Raw genomic sequence first — 16,551 nt, 5'->3', positions numbered from 1 at the left:
AGCTGGCTGTTTTTGTCGTTTTACGTCATATAACTTCACATGAAAACTGCATAAAGCACATATCAAAGAGAGAATATATCAGGAAGAAATACATAATTTTTTGGGACTGCATAAATGGCCGGTTTGGTGTATAATCGAAATCACTGCACTGCTTTACCGCGCAATAAAGTTGAAGATTTCCGGGCGGTTTTATTGTATGATATGAGGAAGCTTTTCAAATAGACAATGTTAAGAGCATTGATCCGGAAGAGGATGGGGGGAGCAGCATGACCGAACTTACGACTACCGTTAGCAAAAGCAACTCCAACAATCTGCTGCGGCGGGACGTACGGTTCCTGGGGAACATACTGGGCGAAGTCTTGGTACACCAAGGCGGCAACGAACTGCTGGATATTGTGGAGAAAATCCGGGAGACCAGCAAATCGCTGCGCTCATTGTTTTTGCCTGAACTGCACAACGAATTTAAAGAGCTGATTAGCTCACTGGACCCGGAGAATCGGCATCAGGTGATCCGTGCCTTTGCGATTTATTTCCAGCTGGTGAATATCGCCGAGCAGAACCACCGGATTCGCCGTAAACGCGACTACGAACGTTCTGCCGGGGAGACGGTACAGCCGGGGTCGATTGAGAGCGCGGTTCAGGAGCTTCGCGAACGGGATTTCTCCCACGAAGAGGTTCTTGAGATCATGAGCGGCATGTCACTCGAGCTGGTTATGACCGCTCACCCTACTGAAGCTATGCGCCGTGCGATTCTCGATATCCACAAACGGATCTCCGACGACGTCATGGGCTTGGATAATCCGACGCTAACCTTCCGCGAACGCGAACAGCTCCGGGAGAAGCTGCTGAACGAGGTTATTACCTTGTGGCAGACCGATGAACTGCGTGACCGTAAGCCAACGGTGCTGGATGAAGTGCGTAACGGGATGTATTACTTCCATGAGACGATTTTTGAAGTGCTGCCGGATGTATATCAGGAGCTTGAGCGCTGTCTGAGCAAGTATTATCCGGGCCAGAACTGGCATGTGCCGACCTATCTGCGTTTCGGTTCATGGATCGGGGGAGACCGCGACGGAAATCCTTCAGTGAAGGCAACCGTTACCTTGCAGACCCTCCGTCTGCAGCGCAAGCTGGCTATTCGTGAATACCAGCGTATTATGCGCGAGCTGATGCAGTACCTGAGCTTTAGTACAAGCATTGTGAATGTGACGCCGGAGCTGCTGGAATCCATTGAGGCAGACCGGAATATTATCAATCTTAACCGGGTCGATGCCTGGCGTAATGATAACGAGCCTTACCGTATTAAGCTCAGTTATATGATCTCCAAGACACAGAATGTGCTGGACGATGAGAAAAAAGGAACACCAGAGCGCTACTCATCCCCGGCGCAATTCATCGACGACCTGAACGTGATTGACCGCAGTCTGCGGCATCACTACGCCGATTATGTAGCAGATACCTACATTAAGAAGCTGATTCGTCAGGTGGAGCTGTTCGGCTTCCACACCTCCACGCTGGATGTCCGCCAGCACAGCCAGGAGCATGAGAATGCAATGACAGAGGTTCTGGCCAAGATGAATGTTACACCGGATTACTCCAAGCTGTCAGAGCAAGAGAAGATTGTGCTGCTGGAGAAGCTGCTGAATGATCCGCGTCCGCTGACTTCCCCTTACCAGTCGTATAGTGAAGGGACAGAGGAATGCCTGGCGGTATACCGTGCGATCTATGAGGCGCAGGAGGAATACGGCAAGCAGTGTATCACAAGCTATCTGATCAGTATGGCGGAGGCGGCAAGCGATATTCTGGAGGTTATGGTCTTCTCCAAGGAAGTCGGCTTGTTCCGCAAAGACAACGACGGTACGGTAGTCTGTACTCTGCAGGCTGTGCCGCTGTTCGAGACGATTGACGACCTGCATGATGCGCCGCAGATTATGCGTACGCTGCTCAACATGCCAATCTACCGCGATGCGGTCCGTGCGATGAATGATCTGCAGGAGATTATGCTGGGATATTCCGACAGTAATAAAGACGGCGGCGTCGTTACCGCGAACTGGGAGCTGCGTGTGGCCCTGAAGCAGATCACAGCGACTGCCGATGAGTTCGGCATTAAGCTGAAATTCTTCCATGGACGGGGCGGCGCCCTCGGACGCGGCGGTATGCCGCTCAACCGGAGCATTCTGGCCCAGCCGGCTTCCACCATCGGCGGCGGGATTAAGATTACCGAGCAGGGCGAGGTTATCTCCTCCCGGTATTCGATGAAAGGCATTGCTTACCGCAGTCTGGAGCAGGCGACATCCGCTCTGATTACGGCCGCTATTCATGCCAGATCGCCGCAAGCGGATCTGTACGAAGCCAAGTGGGATGAGATTATTGCCCGTATCTCTGAAGTCTCGCTGAACAAGTATCAGGATCTGATCTTCCGTGATCCAGATTTCCTGACGTACTTCAAAGAATCAACCCCGCTGCCGGAGGTAGGCGAGCTGAATATCGGCTCACGCCCTTCGAAGCGGAAGAATAGCGAGCGCTTCGAGGACCTGCGTGCAATTCCTTGGGTATTCGCTTGGACGCAGAGCCGTTATCTGCTTCCAGCATGGTATGCCGCCGGAACCGGTCTGCAGAGCTTCTATGAGGGCAAGGAAGAGAATATGAAGATCATGCAGCATATGTATGCGAACTTCTCATTCTTCACGACCCTGATCGATACGCTGCAGATGGCTATTGCGAAGGCGGATCTTGTCATCGCCAAGGAATACGCCGGGATGGGCAAGAACGAGGAAGCACGTGCGCGAATCTTCGGCCAGATCGAGGCTGAGTTCAAGCTGACCTCCGAGCTGATTCTCCAGATCACCGGCCAGCAGGACATTCTGGATAATGTTCCGGTCATTCAGGAATCCATCCGCCTGCGTAATCCGTACGTTGATCCGCTCAGCTACCTCCAGGTTCAGCTCCTCGCCGAGCTTCGCGCCCTGCGTGAGGCTGAGGGGGATGACGCTGAGCTGTTGCGTGAAGTGCTGCTCACGATCAATGGTATTGCCGCCGGTCTTCGGAATACCGGCTGATGGTTTGCGTTGATCACCGTAGCTGCACTTTACTCTACCGATCTTGTTCTTCAAAGTCGGCGAAGCCGCTTTAGGGTTTTGGGTCTAAAAGTCGGCGAAGCCGCTTTAGGGTTTGGAACTAAAAGTCGGCGAAGCCGCTTTAAGGTTTTGATTTTCCGGTCTTAGGTTTTGATCTCTCGGTCTTGAATCTTTGAAGCCGGCCCTAAGGCGCTTTAGAAGTTCCCGCCCACCTCCTAGCCGGAGGTGGGCTTTTTTTATAGGAAATTGGCGGTCAGGAAGGCGCACGGGCCAATTGTATGAGGAAAACCGAACACATTAGAAGGTCGTGAAGTCGCATGGGCCAAATACAGTGGGTCCGCATACCGCCACCCGGGGTAATGTAGTCAGTTTTTCGATTACATTTGGACCGCATAGCACTCGTCCGGCGCAATGTATGCCAAAAACCGAATACATTGGGTGATCTGAGGGTTATCGGCAAAATGTATGCAAAAAACCGAATAGAAATAGAATGAGGATGAAACAGGTGGATGCAAACAAGTGAGGTGCTGCCCTAAGAGTGGCATACGGCACGGGCATGCTTCATCTGCTAGGAGGTTTTTGCCGTTCCAGGGAGGCCGGGGGGCAGGGACCCGGCCGAGCCCATGCCCCACCCCATTGTTGCCTGAGATATACCTAGGCAACAAGAAAAGCAGTGGGGGAACCAGGCTGATGGAGGGGGCGAAGCGGAAATTTGGAACTGTAGGAGCGATAGCGTTCGCCTTTATTGGCAGATTTCAACCGCAGCGTGCGGTTCCAATCAGGAAATCTGCCAATAACAGCGACCGGAAGTCCAAATGTTCTGCGCAGCCCCGACTAATCAGCCGCCAGGGGGGGGCAGGGGGTTCCTCCAGCGATCAGCCGCCAGCAACCCGGCAGCAAGCTTTTCCAGCACATAATATAGAAGGTAACAATACAAACCTTGATTTTTGCAAGCACATGATTTACGATTTAAATGCTTGTACCGTGGTCTTCGAAGAGCTGAAAGTCCAAGGGCGGCAAGTCTGGGGGAGTTAACAGGTGGAGAATCTGGAAGGCAGACTGACAAAGCTCGCCCTGAAGGGTGACCAAAGGGCATTTGCCGAGCTTGTGGAACTATATAAAGACAAAATTTATCATTTGGCTTACCGTATGCTGAATAACCGCCATGAGGCGGAGGATGTTGTTCAGGAGACTTTTTTGCGCGTCTACAGAAATTTGGACAGGTATGATGATAAGCAGAAGTTCTCGACATGGATCTACCGGATTGGCACGAACCTCTGCATTGACCGGCTGCGTAAGCGTCGCCCGACCTATTCCCTGGATGCCGAGATGAACGACCAGGAGGGGATAGACGGGTATTCGATGATTCCGAGCGATAATGTGACCCCGGAGACGGAGCTGCTGCTCTCGGAGACACAGAGACTCATCTATGAAGCCATCGACAGCCTGCCCGTGAAGTACAGGTCGGTTATGATTCTGCGCTATCTGCAGGATTTGTCGCTTCAGGAGATCGGCGATGTGCTGGATATGCCTGTAACGACGATCAAGACCCGGGTGCATCGTGGCCGTGAGTTTTTACGTAAGAAGTTAGGACCCAAATTGTAAAAATAGATTATTTTTTATGAAACTCCTGCATTGCAGGGACGTATGTAAGTTAAGCAAGTCTTATGCACTAAATTAGCACGTATGAAAGGATTGGCTCCTATGGAATGCAAACTGGCCGTCTCTATGATGCACGACTACCTGGATGACGACTTGCCCGACCTGCAGCAGAGGGAATTGAAGGAGCATCTTTTATCCTGTACGGAGTGCCGTGCGAGGTTCAAAGAACTGGAACAGACCGATATGCTGATGTTTTCCCTGATGCACCAGACACCTGTGGCCTCGGAGGATTTGGTTGGCCGGATTATGGATTCATTACCGAAACCCAAGAAGGAAAGAGCCTTCATCACCTGGATCAAGCGACATCCGGCCCTGACGGCGGCGTCTATGTTCATTCTTGTGATGCTGATGAGCTCTGTAACCTTTTGGAATCAGGATCGGCAGCTTGTGGTTAGAGGGGCAGACCTCGACCAGGTTGTGATCAAGGGGAATACGGTGATTGTACCCTCCGGCAAAATTATCTCCGGCGATCTGACGGTGGAGAACGGTAAGACTCAAGTCTACGGGGAAGTCAACGGAAACGTAACGGTAATCGACGGCTCGCTGTATCAGGCTTCAACCGCCCATATCTCCGGGCAAGTCAAAAGTATAGACCAAGCCGTAAGCTGGATCTGGTATAAAGTGACGAACATGTTCTCTGAAGTTGCCTACCGATAGCTAAATGTTGGTCGCTTGTAGCAGATAACTCATTTGCGCCTCTTTTTCCGGAAAGATGGCGCTTTTTTGTTGCCTGAAATGACAGGTTCATCAATTTACCAGCCGCCAAACTTGCAACCGGAGGCGTAACGTTATAACCTAGAATAAGATTCAAGCTTAACAGACAATTTACATAAACCCAGTTAATTTGAAATCACGGGGGTTTTCGGCCATGAGCTACTTTACCGACCTTACATGGAAAGAATCCATTAAAGATATAATTGATATTCTAATTGTCAGCTACATTATCTATAAAGTGCTCAACATGGTGCGCGGGACGCGGGCGGTTCAACTGCTGAAGGGGATTATGGTCCTGGTCGTCATCTGGGGCGGCAGTACTCTACTGGATCTGTATACCCTGAGGTGGCTGATGAACCAGGTGTTTACTTTTGGGATACTCGCGATTTTTATTATTTTTCAGCCGGAGCTGCGGCGGGGGCTGGAACAGCTCGGCCGGGGCAAGTTCTTCGGGCGGAATGCGGAGAATGATGAGGAGATCAGTAAATTAATCGGTGAAGTGATTAAAGCCGTGAATTATCTGGCTGTCCGCAAAATCGGGGCATTGATCGTATTCGAACGGGCCACGGGGCTTAATGAATATACGGAATCCGGGATCGCCATGCGCTCTGAGGTCAGCTCCGAGCTGCTGATTAATATCTTCATCCCCAATACGCCGCTGCATGACGGAGCACTGATTATGCAGGGAGGCCAGATCGCGGCGGCAGCCTGTTACCTGCCGCTCTCGGAGAATCCGTTCATCAGCAAGGAGCTGGGAACCCGGCACCGGGCCGCAATCGGTATCAGTGAGGTGGCAGACTCGGTGTCTGTGGTCGTCTCTGAGGAGACCGGCCTGATCTCGCTGGCCATCAATGGACAAATTGTCCGGGATATCAAGGAAGAGTCCCTGATCTCGAAGCTGCACCAAGAGCTGAGTGCAAGCAGCTCGCCCCTGATGGAGAAGAGCTCCGCTTTCTGGAAACGGAGGGGGAATAAAGACAATGGATAAATGGATGAAGAACAATAACTTCAACAAGATCCTTGCCCTGGCTCTAGGGATTATTTTGTGGACCATTGTGCATGTGGATACTGCGCCAAAGTACCAGACTACGGTTAATAACGAATCGAAGACGATTGAGAATGTCAAAGTGGAGATTGAAGGCTTTGACAGTGAGAATTATGTACTGACCAAGGATGTGGACAGCGTCAGGATGGAGGTAATGGGCAAAAAGTCCGATCTGACCTATAAATTCTCCGATGCTTATCGGGTATGGCTGGATCTGAAGGATGTGAAGCCCGGTGATAACACGCTTCCGCTGATGTATTCGACTCCGAGTGGTGTAACCCTGGAAGCTATGGTCCCGAATCAGGTGAATGTGCATATCGAGCCGCGGACGACCAAGTCTTTTCCCGTCTCGCTGAATATTACGGGAGAGCCGGCAGCAGGCTATGAAGTAGGCAGTCCTGTGATTGACCCGGTATCCGTGGAGGTTACTCTTCCGGCAAGTGATCTTGGACGGGTAGCGAAGGTGCAGGGGAAGGTGGAGCTGGAGGGGCAGAATGAGACTTTTAGTGAGAAGAGGCTGAAGCTCTTTGCTCTGGACAGTAAGGGGAATGAGCTGGAGGATGCGGTCATTGAACCCTCTACAGTAGCGGTAGAAGTGCCTGTTACCCTCCCGTCCAAAACCTTGCCGCTGGACATCAGCTTCACCGGCAGTCTGCCCGGTTCACTGGTGCTGTCCAGGGTAACGCCTGAACAGGATATGGTAACGGTGTACGGCAGTGCAGAGACCCTTAAGACCTTATCCTCGTATGAGGCTGTCCTGGATTTGAGCGCTATCAAGAATGCGGGCACAGAGCAGATGAAGCTGGAGCTTAAGCCGCCGGAGGGCACAGGCAAGATTGAACCTGCGGCAATGACCGTAGCGGTCTCTGCGGCGGAGATTACCCAGCGGAGCCTCTCTGCTATCCCCATTAAGCTGGAGGGCGTCAGCAGTGGGCTGACAGCCCGTATCATAGACCCTGGAAGCGCCACTATGGATCTGACCCTATCAGGTGCGCCAACACTGCTGGACCAGCTCGACCAGGATAGCATCAGTGTGGTTGCAGATGTCGTGGGGCTCACGGCTGGTGTTTACGATATTACGCTGCAGGTGTCGCTCCCCCGGTTCATTACCCTGGAGAATGCCGCCTCGCAGCTTGTTGCGAAGGTGGAACTGGTAGCGCCTGCTGCTCCGGCCGCGACTGCCGTGCCGGACAGTAGCCCTATCCCGACGCCTACGCCGGAGCCCAGTGCTGAGCCTGCATCCGGGGACGAGACGCTCGTAGAGCCAACCCCGGAGCCTACCGGCGAGATTATAGAGGAGACCCCGACGCCGACACATATTCCGCCGGAGACTGCTGAACCAACGCCGCCCGCAAGCGGCAATAATGCCGACAGTACGGGCGGAACGTAACCTTCCGGGCATGTAAAAGTCTATTTATATGCACCTGACATACACGAATTATCGAATCATTCATACTATAATTTATTAAGCTGAAGCAGCGTATTCTAAAGGAGAAAAAAAGATGGGTAAGTATTTCGGAACAGATGGCGTACGCGGGGTGGCTAACCGTGAATTAACAGCAGAAATGGCCTACAGTATTGGACGCTGCGGGGGATATGTGCTGGCAGGAAATGTGGAAAAGCCTAAAGTGGTCATCGGCATGGATACACGGATCTCGGGTCCAATGCTGGAATCTTCACTCATTGCGGGTTTGTTGTCCATTGGGGCAGATGTGATCCGTCTGGGTGTAGTCTCTACACCTGCTGTTGCTTATATCACAAGATTGCTCCAGGCGGATGCCGGAGTGATGATCTCTGCTTCACATAATCCGGTAGAGGATAACGGAATCAAGTTCTTTGGCGGAGACGGCTTCAAGCTGACAGACGAAACGGAGCTGCGCATCGAGGAGCTGATGGATGCCGAGCACGATGAGCTGCCGCGTCCGGTAGGATCGGGTCTGGGCACGCTGCGGGTCGATGATCAAGCGAAATATCTCTACCTGGAGTATCTGAAGACCACCATCGACCAGAGCTTCAAGGGCACGAAGGTGGTGCTCGACTGCGCACACGGTGCAGCCTATGAGCTGGCACCGCGATTATTCAAGGAACTGGGCGCAGAAGTAATTGCCATTGGGGCAGAGCCGGACGGGCTTAATATCAATGACGGCTTCGGCTCCACACACCCGGAGACTCTGCGTGCAGAGGTGCTTCGCCATGGTGCGGATCTTGGGCTTGCTTTTGACGGGGATGCGGACCGCCTGATCGCTATCGATGAGAACGGCGACGAGGTGGACGGCGACTTCATTCTCTGCATTTGCGGGGATGCGATGAACCGTGCAGGGAAGCTGAAGGATGGCACCATTGTATCTACAGTAATGAGCAACATCGGTTTCTACAAGGCAACAGAGAAGCTGTCGCTGAATACGGCGAAGACTGCGGTCGGTGACCGTTATGTGATGGAAGAGATGCGCCGCGGCGGCTATAATCTGGGCGGGGAACAATCCGGCCATGTGATTTTCCTGGATTATAATACTACAGGTGACGGAATTCTGACTGCGATTCAACTGGTGAATACCATGAAGTCTTCCGGCAAAAAGCTAAGCACACTGAAGTCCATGATGACTAAGTATCCGCAGGTGCTGGTCAATGTGCGTGTTCAGGACAAAACCAATTATCCGAATAATCCGGCCATTGAGGCCGCGATCATAGAAGTGGAAAGCAAGCTGGGCGACAACGGGCGTGTCCTGGTGCGTCCTTCGGGAACCGAGCCGCTGATCCGTGTAATGGCCGAAGGGCCGGATAAGGCGGAGCTGGATCTTTTTGTAGGGCAGATTGTTGAAGTGGTTCAGCGCGAGCTGGTGTAATCACTCACTGAAGTAGCAGGAACGGGTAGCCGGTGGATGGATCAATCTGATTCGTTCACCGGCTGAATGATTAATGTGGTCATGGCTGTTTGGAAAAATTGTGAAATGGATGAAAAAGGTTTTCTTCGCCACATCGTTGCAAAAACGTGTTGAGGTGCATATAATAGACTAAGTGTCATTCCAGAAGGAAAGCGGGGATTGTAAGGTTATTGCAACACAAGCGCCAGAGCTTGATCTTGCGCGGGAGAGAAGGGAGGACCGGTGGCTGCGTAAGCAGTACAGGACGGTCTGAACGGATCACGGCAGATGTAAGCTGACGAGGTGGAGGTGTTCGAAATGTTCGGCGGGGACCTCCCGGTGATGCACCAGAGCCGTAAATGGAAGCGGAAAATGCGAGGGCGACCTTGCACACAACGCTTTTGTGGGTGCTAACTTAAAGATGTACAAATCATGGGTATGCGCATTTGCAGGAACGCAGACGGTTCTGCCACGGCAGAGGAGAAGACTGTGCATAATCGTGACTAACGATGTAATTGACAGGTTATCATGTTGGGTGTAATGGACAACATCATATTTGCTTTTCTTCAAAACATGCCGCACGGCACGTTTCTTTCCTCATGCGCGCCTAATTACGATAATTTGGACGGAGGAAAATATAATGTGTGGTATTGTAGGATATATTGGTAATCAGAATTCGCAGGGGATCTTGGTAGAGGGGCTGAAGAAGCTGGAGTATCGCGGGTACGATTCCGCAGGGATCGCCGTATTCACGAAGGAAGGTCTGCAGGTGGTAAAAGCACAGGGACGTATGGCGAACCTGGAATCCCGTCTGGATGCGACTCCACTGACAGGAAGTGCCGGCATCGGCCACACCCGCTGGGCAACACACGGCAAGCCGTCCGATGAGAACTCTCATCCTCACACGGACAACAGTCACAAATTCTCGGTAGTACACAACGGGATTGTCGAGAATTACCTGGATCTCAAGGAAGAGCTGATTGCCGGAGGATGCCACTTCACCTCGGAGACAGATACAGAAGTCATCTCCCACCTGATTGCCCGTGAATACAAGGGAGATATCGTTAAGGCTGTACAGCAGGCGATTTCTTACATGCGCGGAGCGTTTGCACTGGGGGTTCTGACAGAATATGAACCGGATAAATTGGTAGCAGTACGTCAAGCAAGCCCGCTAATTATTGGTCTGGGTGATGGAGAGAACTTCATCGGGTCCGATATTCCCGCATTGCTGGAATACACCCGCAACGTATATATTCTGAATGACGGCGAAATGGCTGTATTGACACGGGATGCTGTCGAACTGATGACGATTGAAGGCAATTTTATTTCTCGGGAAATGATTACTGTCGATTGGGATGCTGTTACCGCAGAAAAGGGCGGTTATGAGCACTTCATGCTGAAAGAAATCCACGAGCAGCCAAAGGCATACCGCGATACCATGCGCGGACGGATGAATGCGGAAGGCAACAAAGTCATTCTGCCTGAGCTTAACCTGACAGAAGAACAAATCAAGAACATCCGCAATATCCAGGTGGTAGCTTGCGGTACTGCATATAATGCCGGTCTGGTTGGACGTAACCTGATTGAGTCTCTGGTACGCATTCCTGTAGAGAATGATATTGCTTCTGAATACCGTTACCGTTCGCCAATCGTAACTCCGGAGACACTGGTTATTGTAGTCAGCCAATCGGGTGAAACTGCGGATACACTGGCTGCTCTTCGTGAAGGTCAAGCAAACGGAGCCCATGTGCTGGCGATCACCAACGTAGTAGGCAGCTCTATTGCTCGGGAAGCAGACAGTGTACTGGTTACGCTGGCTGGTCCAGAGATCGCTGTAGCCTCGACCAAGGCTTATACTTCCCAGCTGATCGCATTCACTTTGCTGGGTCTGTATCTGGCTGAAGTACGCGGCACACAGTCTGAGTCTGAGGTTACCAAGATTCTGGCCGCTATGCAGTCTCTGCCGGAGCAAGTAGAAGTCATTCTGAGTCAAAAAGACGCAATCAAAGCCTACGCTGAGCAGATCGCTGAGCACAAGCACCTGTTCTTCATCGGCCGCGGCGTAGATTACGCTGTAGCTCAGGAAGGCTCGCTGAAGCTCAAGGAAATCTCCTACATTCACTCCGAAGCCTATGCCGCAGGTGAACTGAAGCATGGTACCTTGGCACTGATCGAAGAAGGCGTTCCTGTCATCGCTCTGGCAACCCTGGAATCCGTGTTGGAGAAGACCGTCAGCAACATCAAAGAAGTGAAGGCCCGTGGCGCCCATGTCATGGCCATCACCCACGAAGAGCACAAAGACGACCTGCTCCGCTCCGTTGACCAGGTCTTCGTGATCCCTCAGACCCTGCCGCTGCTGACTGCTGCACTGTCTGTAGTTACCCTGCAGTTGCTGGCTTACTATGCGTCTCTGGCTCTGGGTCATGATGTCGATAAGCCGAGAAACTTGGCTAAGAGTGTTACTGTGGAGTAGGGTTAGGGGAAACTAAAGCTGTATAAATTAATATCCAAGAAAACTCAATTAAGAGCAGCCTGAATATTCTTTCAGGCTGCTCTCTTTTTAAACCTTGTGATATAAATAGCCTAGTTTAAAATTTCATGGCAAAAATTCAAGGAATCTTCTCGAAGCAGCGGAAAGTGGAACACTTTTAAGTGTCGCAATCCCGACATGGCGTTTTGGGATTGGAGGCGTTAGAGGAATTTCAATTAGCTTACCATTATGTAATTCCTTGGTGATGTATTCCCGAATGATAAATGTAAGGCCAAACCCACTCTGTGCAAATTGTATAAGAAGATCAAGGCTTCCCAATTCAAACTCAGGACTTAAAGTAATTCCGTTAGTCGCAGCATACTCATCGAGAAAATTTCTCGTGCTCCCTCCTGGTTCAAGCAGCAACAAAGGATAACGATGAAGTTCCTTCAGAGGTAATGGATTTTCTGCTAAAGCTGCATACTCTTGATTACCAACAAGGCAATCCTGCTGCGTTAAACTGGTGCGGAAATCGATCTTAGAATCAAACACAGGCAAGTTCACAACTCCGAAGTCAATTTTACCTTCCTTCAAAAGTGTGATGGTCTCGGGTGTTGTCCGATTAGTGATGCGGATCCTGACTTCTGGATATTGTTTGTGGAATTGTTCAAGATGCGGCAACAGAAAATGCTTGCATAGCGTATCACTTGCTCCGATGTTGATTTCCCCATAAGACAGCTCTTGCATCTCCGCAATTTTCTTCTCACCAATTTCGATAAAATGCATGGCTTGCTCCACAAAATTAAACAGCACTTCGCCTTCAGCGGTTAGTGTTACCCCCTTTGTCGTACGGAAAAACAGTTGCCCGCCGAGGCCCCTTTCTAGCTGTTTAAGTGTATGGCTGACCGCAGGCTGGGTGATATGGAGTTTCTCTGCAGCCTTGGTCAAACTCCCTAATTTTGCTGTCCAATAAAAAACACGATACCATTCCATATTCAATTGCATAGTCATTACCTCAATTTATGCCAGTCATTATCAAAATCAATTTTACTAATGCCCACACTTCAAATTATAATAATCGCTGTAAAGGATTACAAGTTGTGGGGGCGAATAAATTGACGGTTACAGCGATTGTAGGAGCGAATTGGGGAGATGAAGGAAAGGGCAAAATGACGGATGTGCTTTCCGCAAAATCATCTTATGTGGTCCGTTATCAAGGCGGAAGCAATGCGGGGCATACGATTATCAACGATTACGGAAAATTTGCGTTACACATGCTGCCTTCGGGGGTTTTCTATCCAAACGTTACGAATGTAATTGGCCCTGGTGTTGCGCTTGATGTAGAGTCTTTTATGAGAGAAAGGGAAGAACTGCTTGCCCGGGGTGTCCCAGAACCTTGTTTACGTGTGTCAGATCGGGCCCAAATCGTTCTTCCAATCCACCGTTTATTTGATGAGCTGGAAGAGGAGCGGCTAGGTTCACGTAGCTTTGGGTCGACAAAACGCGGAATCGCGCCCTTTTACGCTGATAAATACGCAAAGCTTGGAATTCAAGTGTCGGACTTGTACAATGAGGAGCGGCTCTATTCACGCTTACAACAATCGCTGGAGATTAAAAATGTGTTGCTTGTGCATATGTACGGGCGGCAACCAGTTCAACCCGAAGAGTTGATGCCGGAATTAATAAGCCATGGAGAGAAACTTCGTCCATTTGTTTGCAACACCACTTCAATGCTCCACGAAGCGTACGAAAACGGTGATTCCATACTGTTAGAAGGCCAACTTGGCGCACTTCGGGATCCTGACCACGGCATTTATCCTTTTTCTACCTCTTCTTCAACACTCGCAGGTTTTGCTCCAGTAGGTGCTGGGTTGCCTCCATTTACGATTACGAAGGTAATGGCAGTAGTAAAATCGTATTCAAGCTGTGTTGGCACGGGTCCCTTTGTATCCGAATTAGATGGAGTGGCGGCAGATGAATTAAGACAGCTCGGGGGGGATGCGGGGGAGTATGGCGCAACCACTGGCCGCCCTCGCCGTATTGGCTGGTTTGATGTTGTCGCAACTCGTTACGGCTGTATGGTTCAAGGTGCAACGGAAGTCACATTAACGAATCTTGACGTACTTGGATATTGGGAAACCATTCCAGTCTGCACGGGTTATGAATTAGAAGATGGAATAATAACTGACCAATTTCCAGTGAGTGCTAAGTTAGATAAAGCAAAGCCGATTTTGCAGCACTTTCAAGGTTGGAAATGTGATACATCTAATGTGAGATCTTATGATGAACTGCCAGATGCCGCAAAGCATTACGTTGAGTTTATTGAATCAGCAATTAATGTAAAAATCACATACGTTTCAGTAGGGCCAAGACGTGAACAGTTAATAGTGAAGAGCATGTGAAACATGTTAAATATAGCGCTAGGAACAAAAAGAGGTGGATACTCTATGTATACATGCCGTAAAGCGAATTTTGAAGATCTATCTAAAATATGTGATTTTCCTATTAGTGAAGAAGAAGTGTTTTTTATGTCTCCCAAGTTACAGTATCCTTTAACAGTTGACCATTTTAATGAAGTCATCAAAGATAGAATGAATCAAACTACTATTGAATATAACGGAGAAATATGTGGGTTCGCGAGCGTGTATAATGTAGAAAACAATAATAAGTGTTGGCTTGGGACAGTCATCGTATCTCCATCATTTAGAAACAAAGGAGCAGCTGAGTTCTTAGTTAAGGATATTATTAGAGTAGTTGAAAAAGAATTGAGTATAAAGGAGCTCCATTTAGTCTGCCACAACATCAATACAAGGGGACTTATGTTCTATTCTCGATTAGGATTTACCCCTTATGAAATTGAGAAGAGAATTACTCCTAGTGGTGAGATATTTGCGGCTATTAAGATGAAGTTAGAATTGGGTTAACTGCCAGCAACATGACCTCCTGTTCACGAATGGACAGGAGGTTTAACTGGCCCTAAAGCTTGCCGTCATAGCTAGTGCGATGAACAGTACCCTAGGTAAAGCCAAGTTTTTTGCGAGTTTCTTGTAAGGTATGGATTCGTAATGAGTCCTGAGAGAATACTGCAAAGCGAGAAGTGTTTGAAGAAACAGGTCCTGAAGTTACCGTAGGCCGCTTAACTGGCGTATATTATGAACCCACTCACGATATGCATCATTTTGCATTCATGTGTAAGGTAGCAATAATCAACAACCACAGCCCGATGCTGCCGAGGTAACTGAATCTAAATATTACAACGTAGATGATTTGCCTAGACCGATTAGTAACTTCACTATTGCACGTATACAGGAAGCTCTGAATACTGACGGTAATGCATTATTCCACATCATTGGACCAAGACAATGGTTTGAATAGTCTGGGAGGCAGTTTAGTTGAACAAGATAAGTGGATGTTTTATGTCGTATTTGACGTATACTGTGAATTAATGAAGGGATAGTCAGAAGAAAAACACAGCCCATCCTAAACGCTATGTTGTTGAACTCAACGTATTACTTAGATCTTCGTATCTCTATTGATTTCTTCTAATCTACTAACTGTTTCCTTAACTGAACAATCGAGATAATAGAGAATATCTTCAAAAGTATATAGTCCCAACGGTAAATGTTCCGCAATAGGGTCAACTATAAAATCAGCTTCAAATTGATGGATAACACCAGATAAAGCATGCATATCAATTAAGTCCATTTCATTGTGTTCAATCGCCAGTTTGCATTTCGTTAATTTAAAGTGGTTAATTAGCTTTGCATTTAATATCCAAAAATCCAAATAACCGATTTCTCCTGCTTTCCGACGATCCTCCATGCTAAGCGGTTTGAAGTATTTTACCATTATGCAGTCGTACCAAAAATAATCTGCGACCAAATGACTGAAATATCCAAGATAGAGTGGATCGTGCATCCGATCGCCATATTTCTCTAAAAATAAGCCTAAGTTGATGCGTTTCTTTCCATTTTCCTTAGGTGTTATGAAATGTGATTTGTCTTTTGATTGATCGTTAGAACCAATAGCATCTGGAGCAAGTCCACCGAGATGTAAAAACTCTGAGTTGATTTTCAACTTCTCTGCAAGTTGCACAGTAATACAGTAGTGCATTATCCTAGAACCCAATCTAGACACCTCATTTTCCTAAAGGTAATATATCCAGAGTAATGATAATAATAACCATTCAACCGTTAGCTTAATGAAGCTATTTTAATTGTTAGTCATAGTGATTTTTGCGCTGGCTTAGGGCTAATAGCGTTTAACCTTCAACACCAGTATATAGTACTCCAGTAACCCAGAAAATTATACCATATCTAGGATTTTGTCATATAAACATTTAATGCACAGTACGAAGATATTGTGAAATAAAAGAAAGCGTACTTGTCAGTTCACTTGTTCCAGAAGTAAGTCCACACCCTGTCTTCATGGCGCAGTTCGAATGGAATGAGGAGCTAGTGGAACGGTATGGACATTAAGGGAAATTGATCTTTTTTCCTTTCGTGTACAGATTAAGTCTTATGAAGTTTTAAGGACTTTTCAATGGATCTTTATCTGAAATTAAAAGGGTTTACAGCCAAAAATAATTAAGCTATCAGGAAGCGCTATGGAGGTCTAAATTTGTTTGAAGGCTTTGATTTCAGACCAGGTATTGTTAAATGGAACTCTTATAAATTAAGTCCTGATGACATGACTGATATTAGATGGTTAAGTGAAGATATG

Annotated in this window: 11 protein-coding genes; 9 read left to right on the top strand and 2 right to left on the bottom strand. The window is 48.7% G+C overall.

The window, feature by feature from the left end:
* The first annotated feature begins 266 nt into the window (after positions 1-266).
* From ppc to glmS, 7 genes are all read left to right on the top strand, one after another.
* Entirely contained in the window at positions 267-3,059 is a 2,793-nt protein-coding gene (gene ppc / locus MKY86_RS27305; protein WP_076081807.1) for a phosphoenolpyruvate carboxylase, read from the top strand.
* A 1,056-nt stretch (positions 3,060-4,115) separates the two neighbouring features.
* Positions 4,116-4,682 carry an RNA polymerase sigma factor SigW gene (sigW, locus tag MKY86_RS27300; protein ID WP_036696241.1) on the top strand — a complete coding sequence of 189 codons (567 nt, stop codon included), beginning with the start codon at positions 4,116-4,118 and terminating at the stop codon, positions 4,680-4,682.
* Between the two features lie 99 nt (positions 4,683-4,781).
* Positions 4,782-5,396: an anti-sigma factor family protein gene (locus MKY86_RS27295; protein ID WP_036724508.1), complete on the top strand. Its 615-nt coding sequence runs from the start codon at positions 4,782-4,784 to the stop codon at positions 5,394-5,396.
* Between the two features lie 211 nt (positions 5,397-5,607).
* The gene (gene cdaA, locus MKY86_RS27290) at positions 5,608-6,441 is read left to right on the top strand and encodes a diadenylate cyclase CdaA (RefSeq protein ID WP_076081805.1); all 834 of its coding nucleotides are present in this window, start codon (positions 5,608-5,610) and stop codon (positions 6,439-6,441) included.
* Entirely contained in the window at positions 6,434-7,888 is a 1,455-nt protein-coding gene (locus MKY86_RS27285) for a CdaR family protein (RefSeq protein ID WP_076081804.1), read from the top strand. Before cdaA ends, MKY86_RS27285 begins: the two co-directional genes overlap by 8 nt.
* A gap of 112 nt (positions 7,889-8,000) precedes the next feature.
* Positions 8,001-9,341 (top strand): phosphoglucosamine mutase, encoded by a 1,341-nt coding sequence (glmM, locus tag MKY86_RS27280; protein WP_036724506.1) that lies wholly within the window; start codon positions 8,001-8,003, stop codon positions 9,339-9,341.
* A gap of 658 nt (positions 9,342-9,999) precedes the next feature.
* A complete protein-coding gene (gene glmS, locus MKY86_RS27275; RefSeq protein WP_076081803.1) occupies positions 10,000-11,832 on the top strand; it encodes a glutamine--fructose-6-phosphate transaminase (isomerizing) in 1,833 nt (610 codons plus the stop codon).
* A gap of 123 nt (positions 11,833-11,955) precedes the next feature.
* Here the strand turns inward: glmS and MKY86_RS27270 are convergent, their stop codons facing one another.
* Positions 11,956-12,834: a LysR family transcriptional regulator gene (locus tag MKY86_RS27270; RefSeq protein ID WP_076081802.1), complete on the bottom strand. Its 879-nt coding sequence runs from the start codon at positions 12,832-12,834 to the stop codon at positions 11,956-11,958.
* A gap of 110 nt (positions 12,835-12,944) precedes the next feature.
* Here MKY86_RS27270 and MKY86_RS27265 point away from each other — a divergent pair, with 110 nt between their 5' ends.
* Both MKY86_RS27265 and MKY86_RS27260 read left to right on the top strand, forming a co-directional pair.
* Positions 12,945-14,231, top strand: coding sequence for an adenylosuccinate synthase (locus MKY86_RS27265; RefSeq protein ID WP_076081801.1), 1,287 nt, complete (start codon positions 12,945-12,947; stop codon positions 14,229-14,231).
* Between the two features lie 3 nt (positions 14,232-14,234).
* Positions 14,235-14,753 carry a GNAT family N-acetyltransferase gene (locus MKY86_RS27260; RefSeq protein ID WP_083685478.1) on the top strand — a complete coding sequence of 173 codons (519 nt, stop codon included), beginning with the start codon at positions 14,235-14,237 and terminating at the stop codon, positions 14,751-14,753.
* A gap of 589 nt (positions 14,754-15,342) precedes the next feature.
* Here the strand turns inward: MKY86_RS27260 and MKY86_RS27255 are convergent.
* A complete protein-coding gene (locus MKY86_RS27255; RefSeq protein WP_076081799.1) occupies positions 15,343-15,957 on the bottom strand; it encodes a zinc dependent phospholipase C family protein in 615 nt (204 codons plus the stop codon).
* Positions 15,958-16,551 lie beyond the last annotated feature (594 nt).

This window comes from Paenibacillus sp. FSL R7-0333, assembly GCF_038000365.1.
In the GTDB taxonomy this organism is placed as follows: domain Bacteria; phylum Bacillota; class Bacilli; order Paenibacillales; family Paenibacillaceae; genus Paenibacillus_AQ; species Paenibacillus_AQ silagei.
The sequence above is the reverse complement of the archived record's forward strand: the minus strand, read 5'-3'. Positions and strand labels throughout refer to the sequence as shown.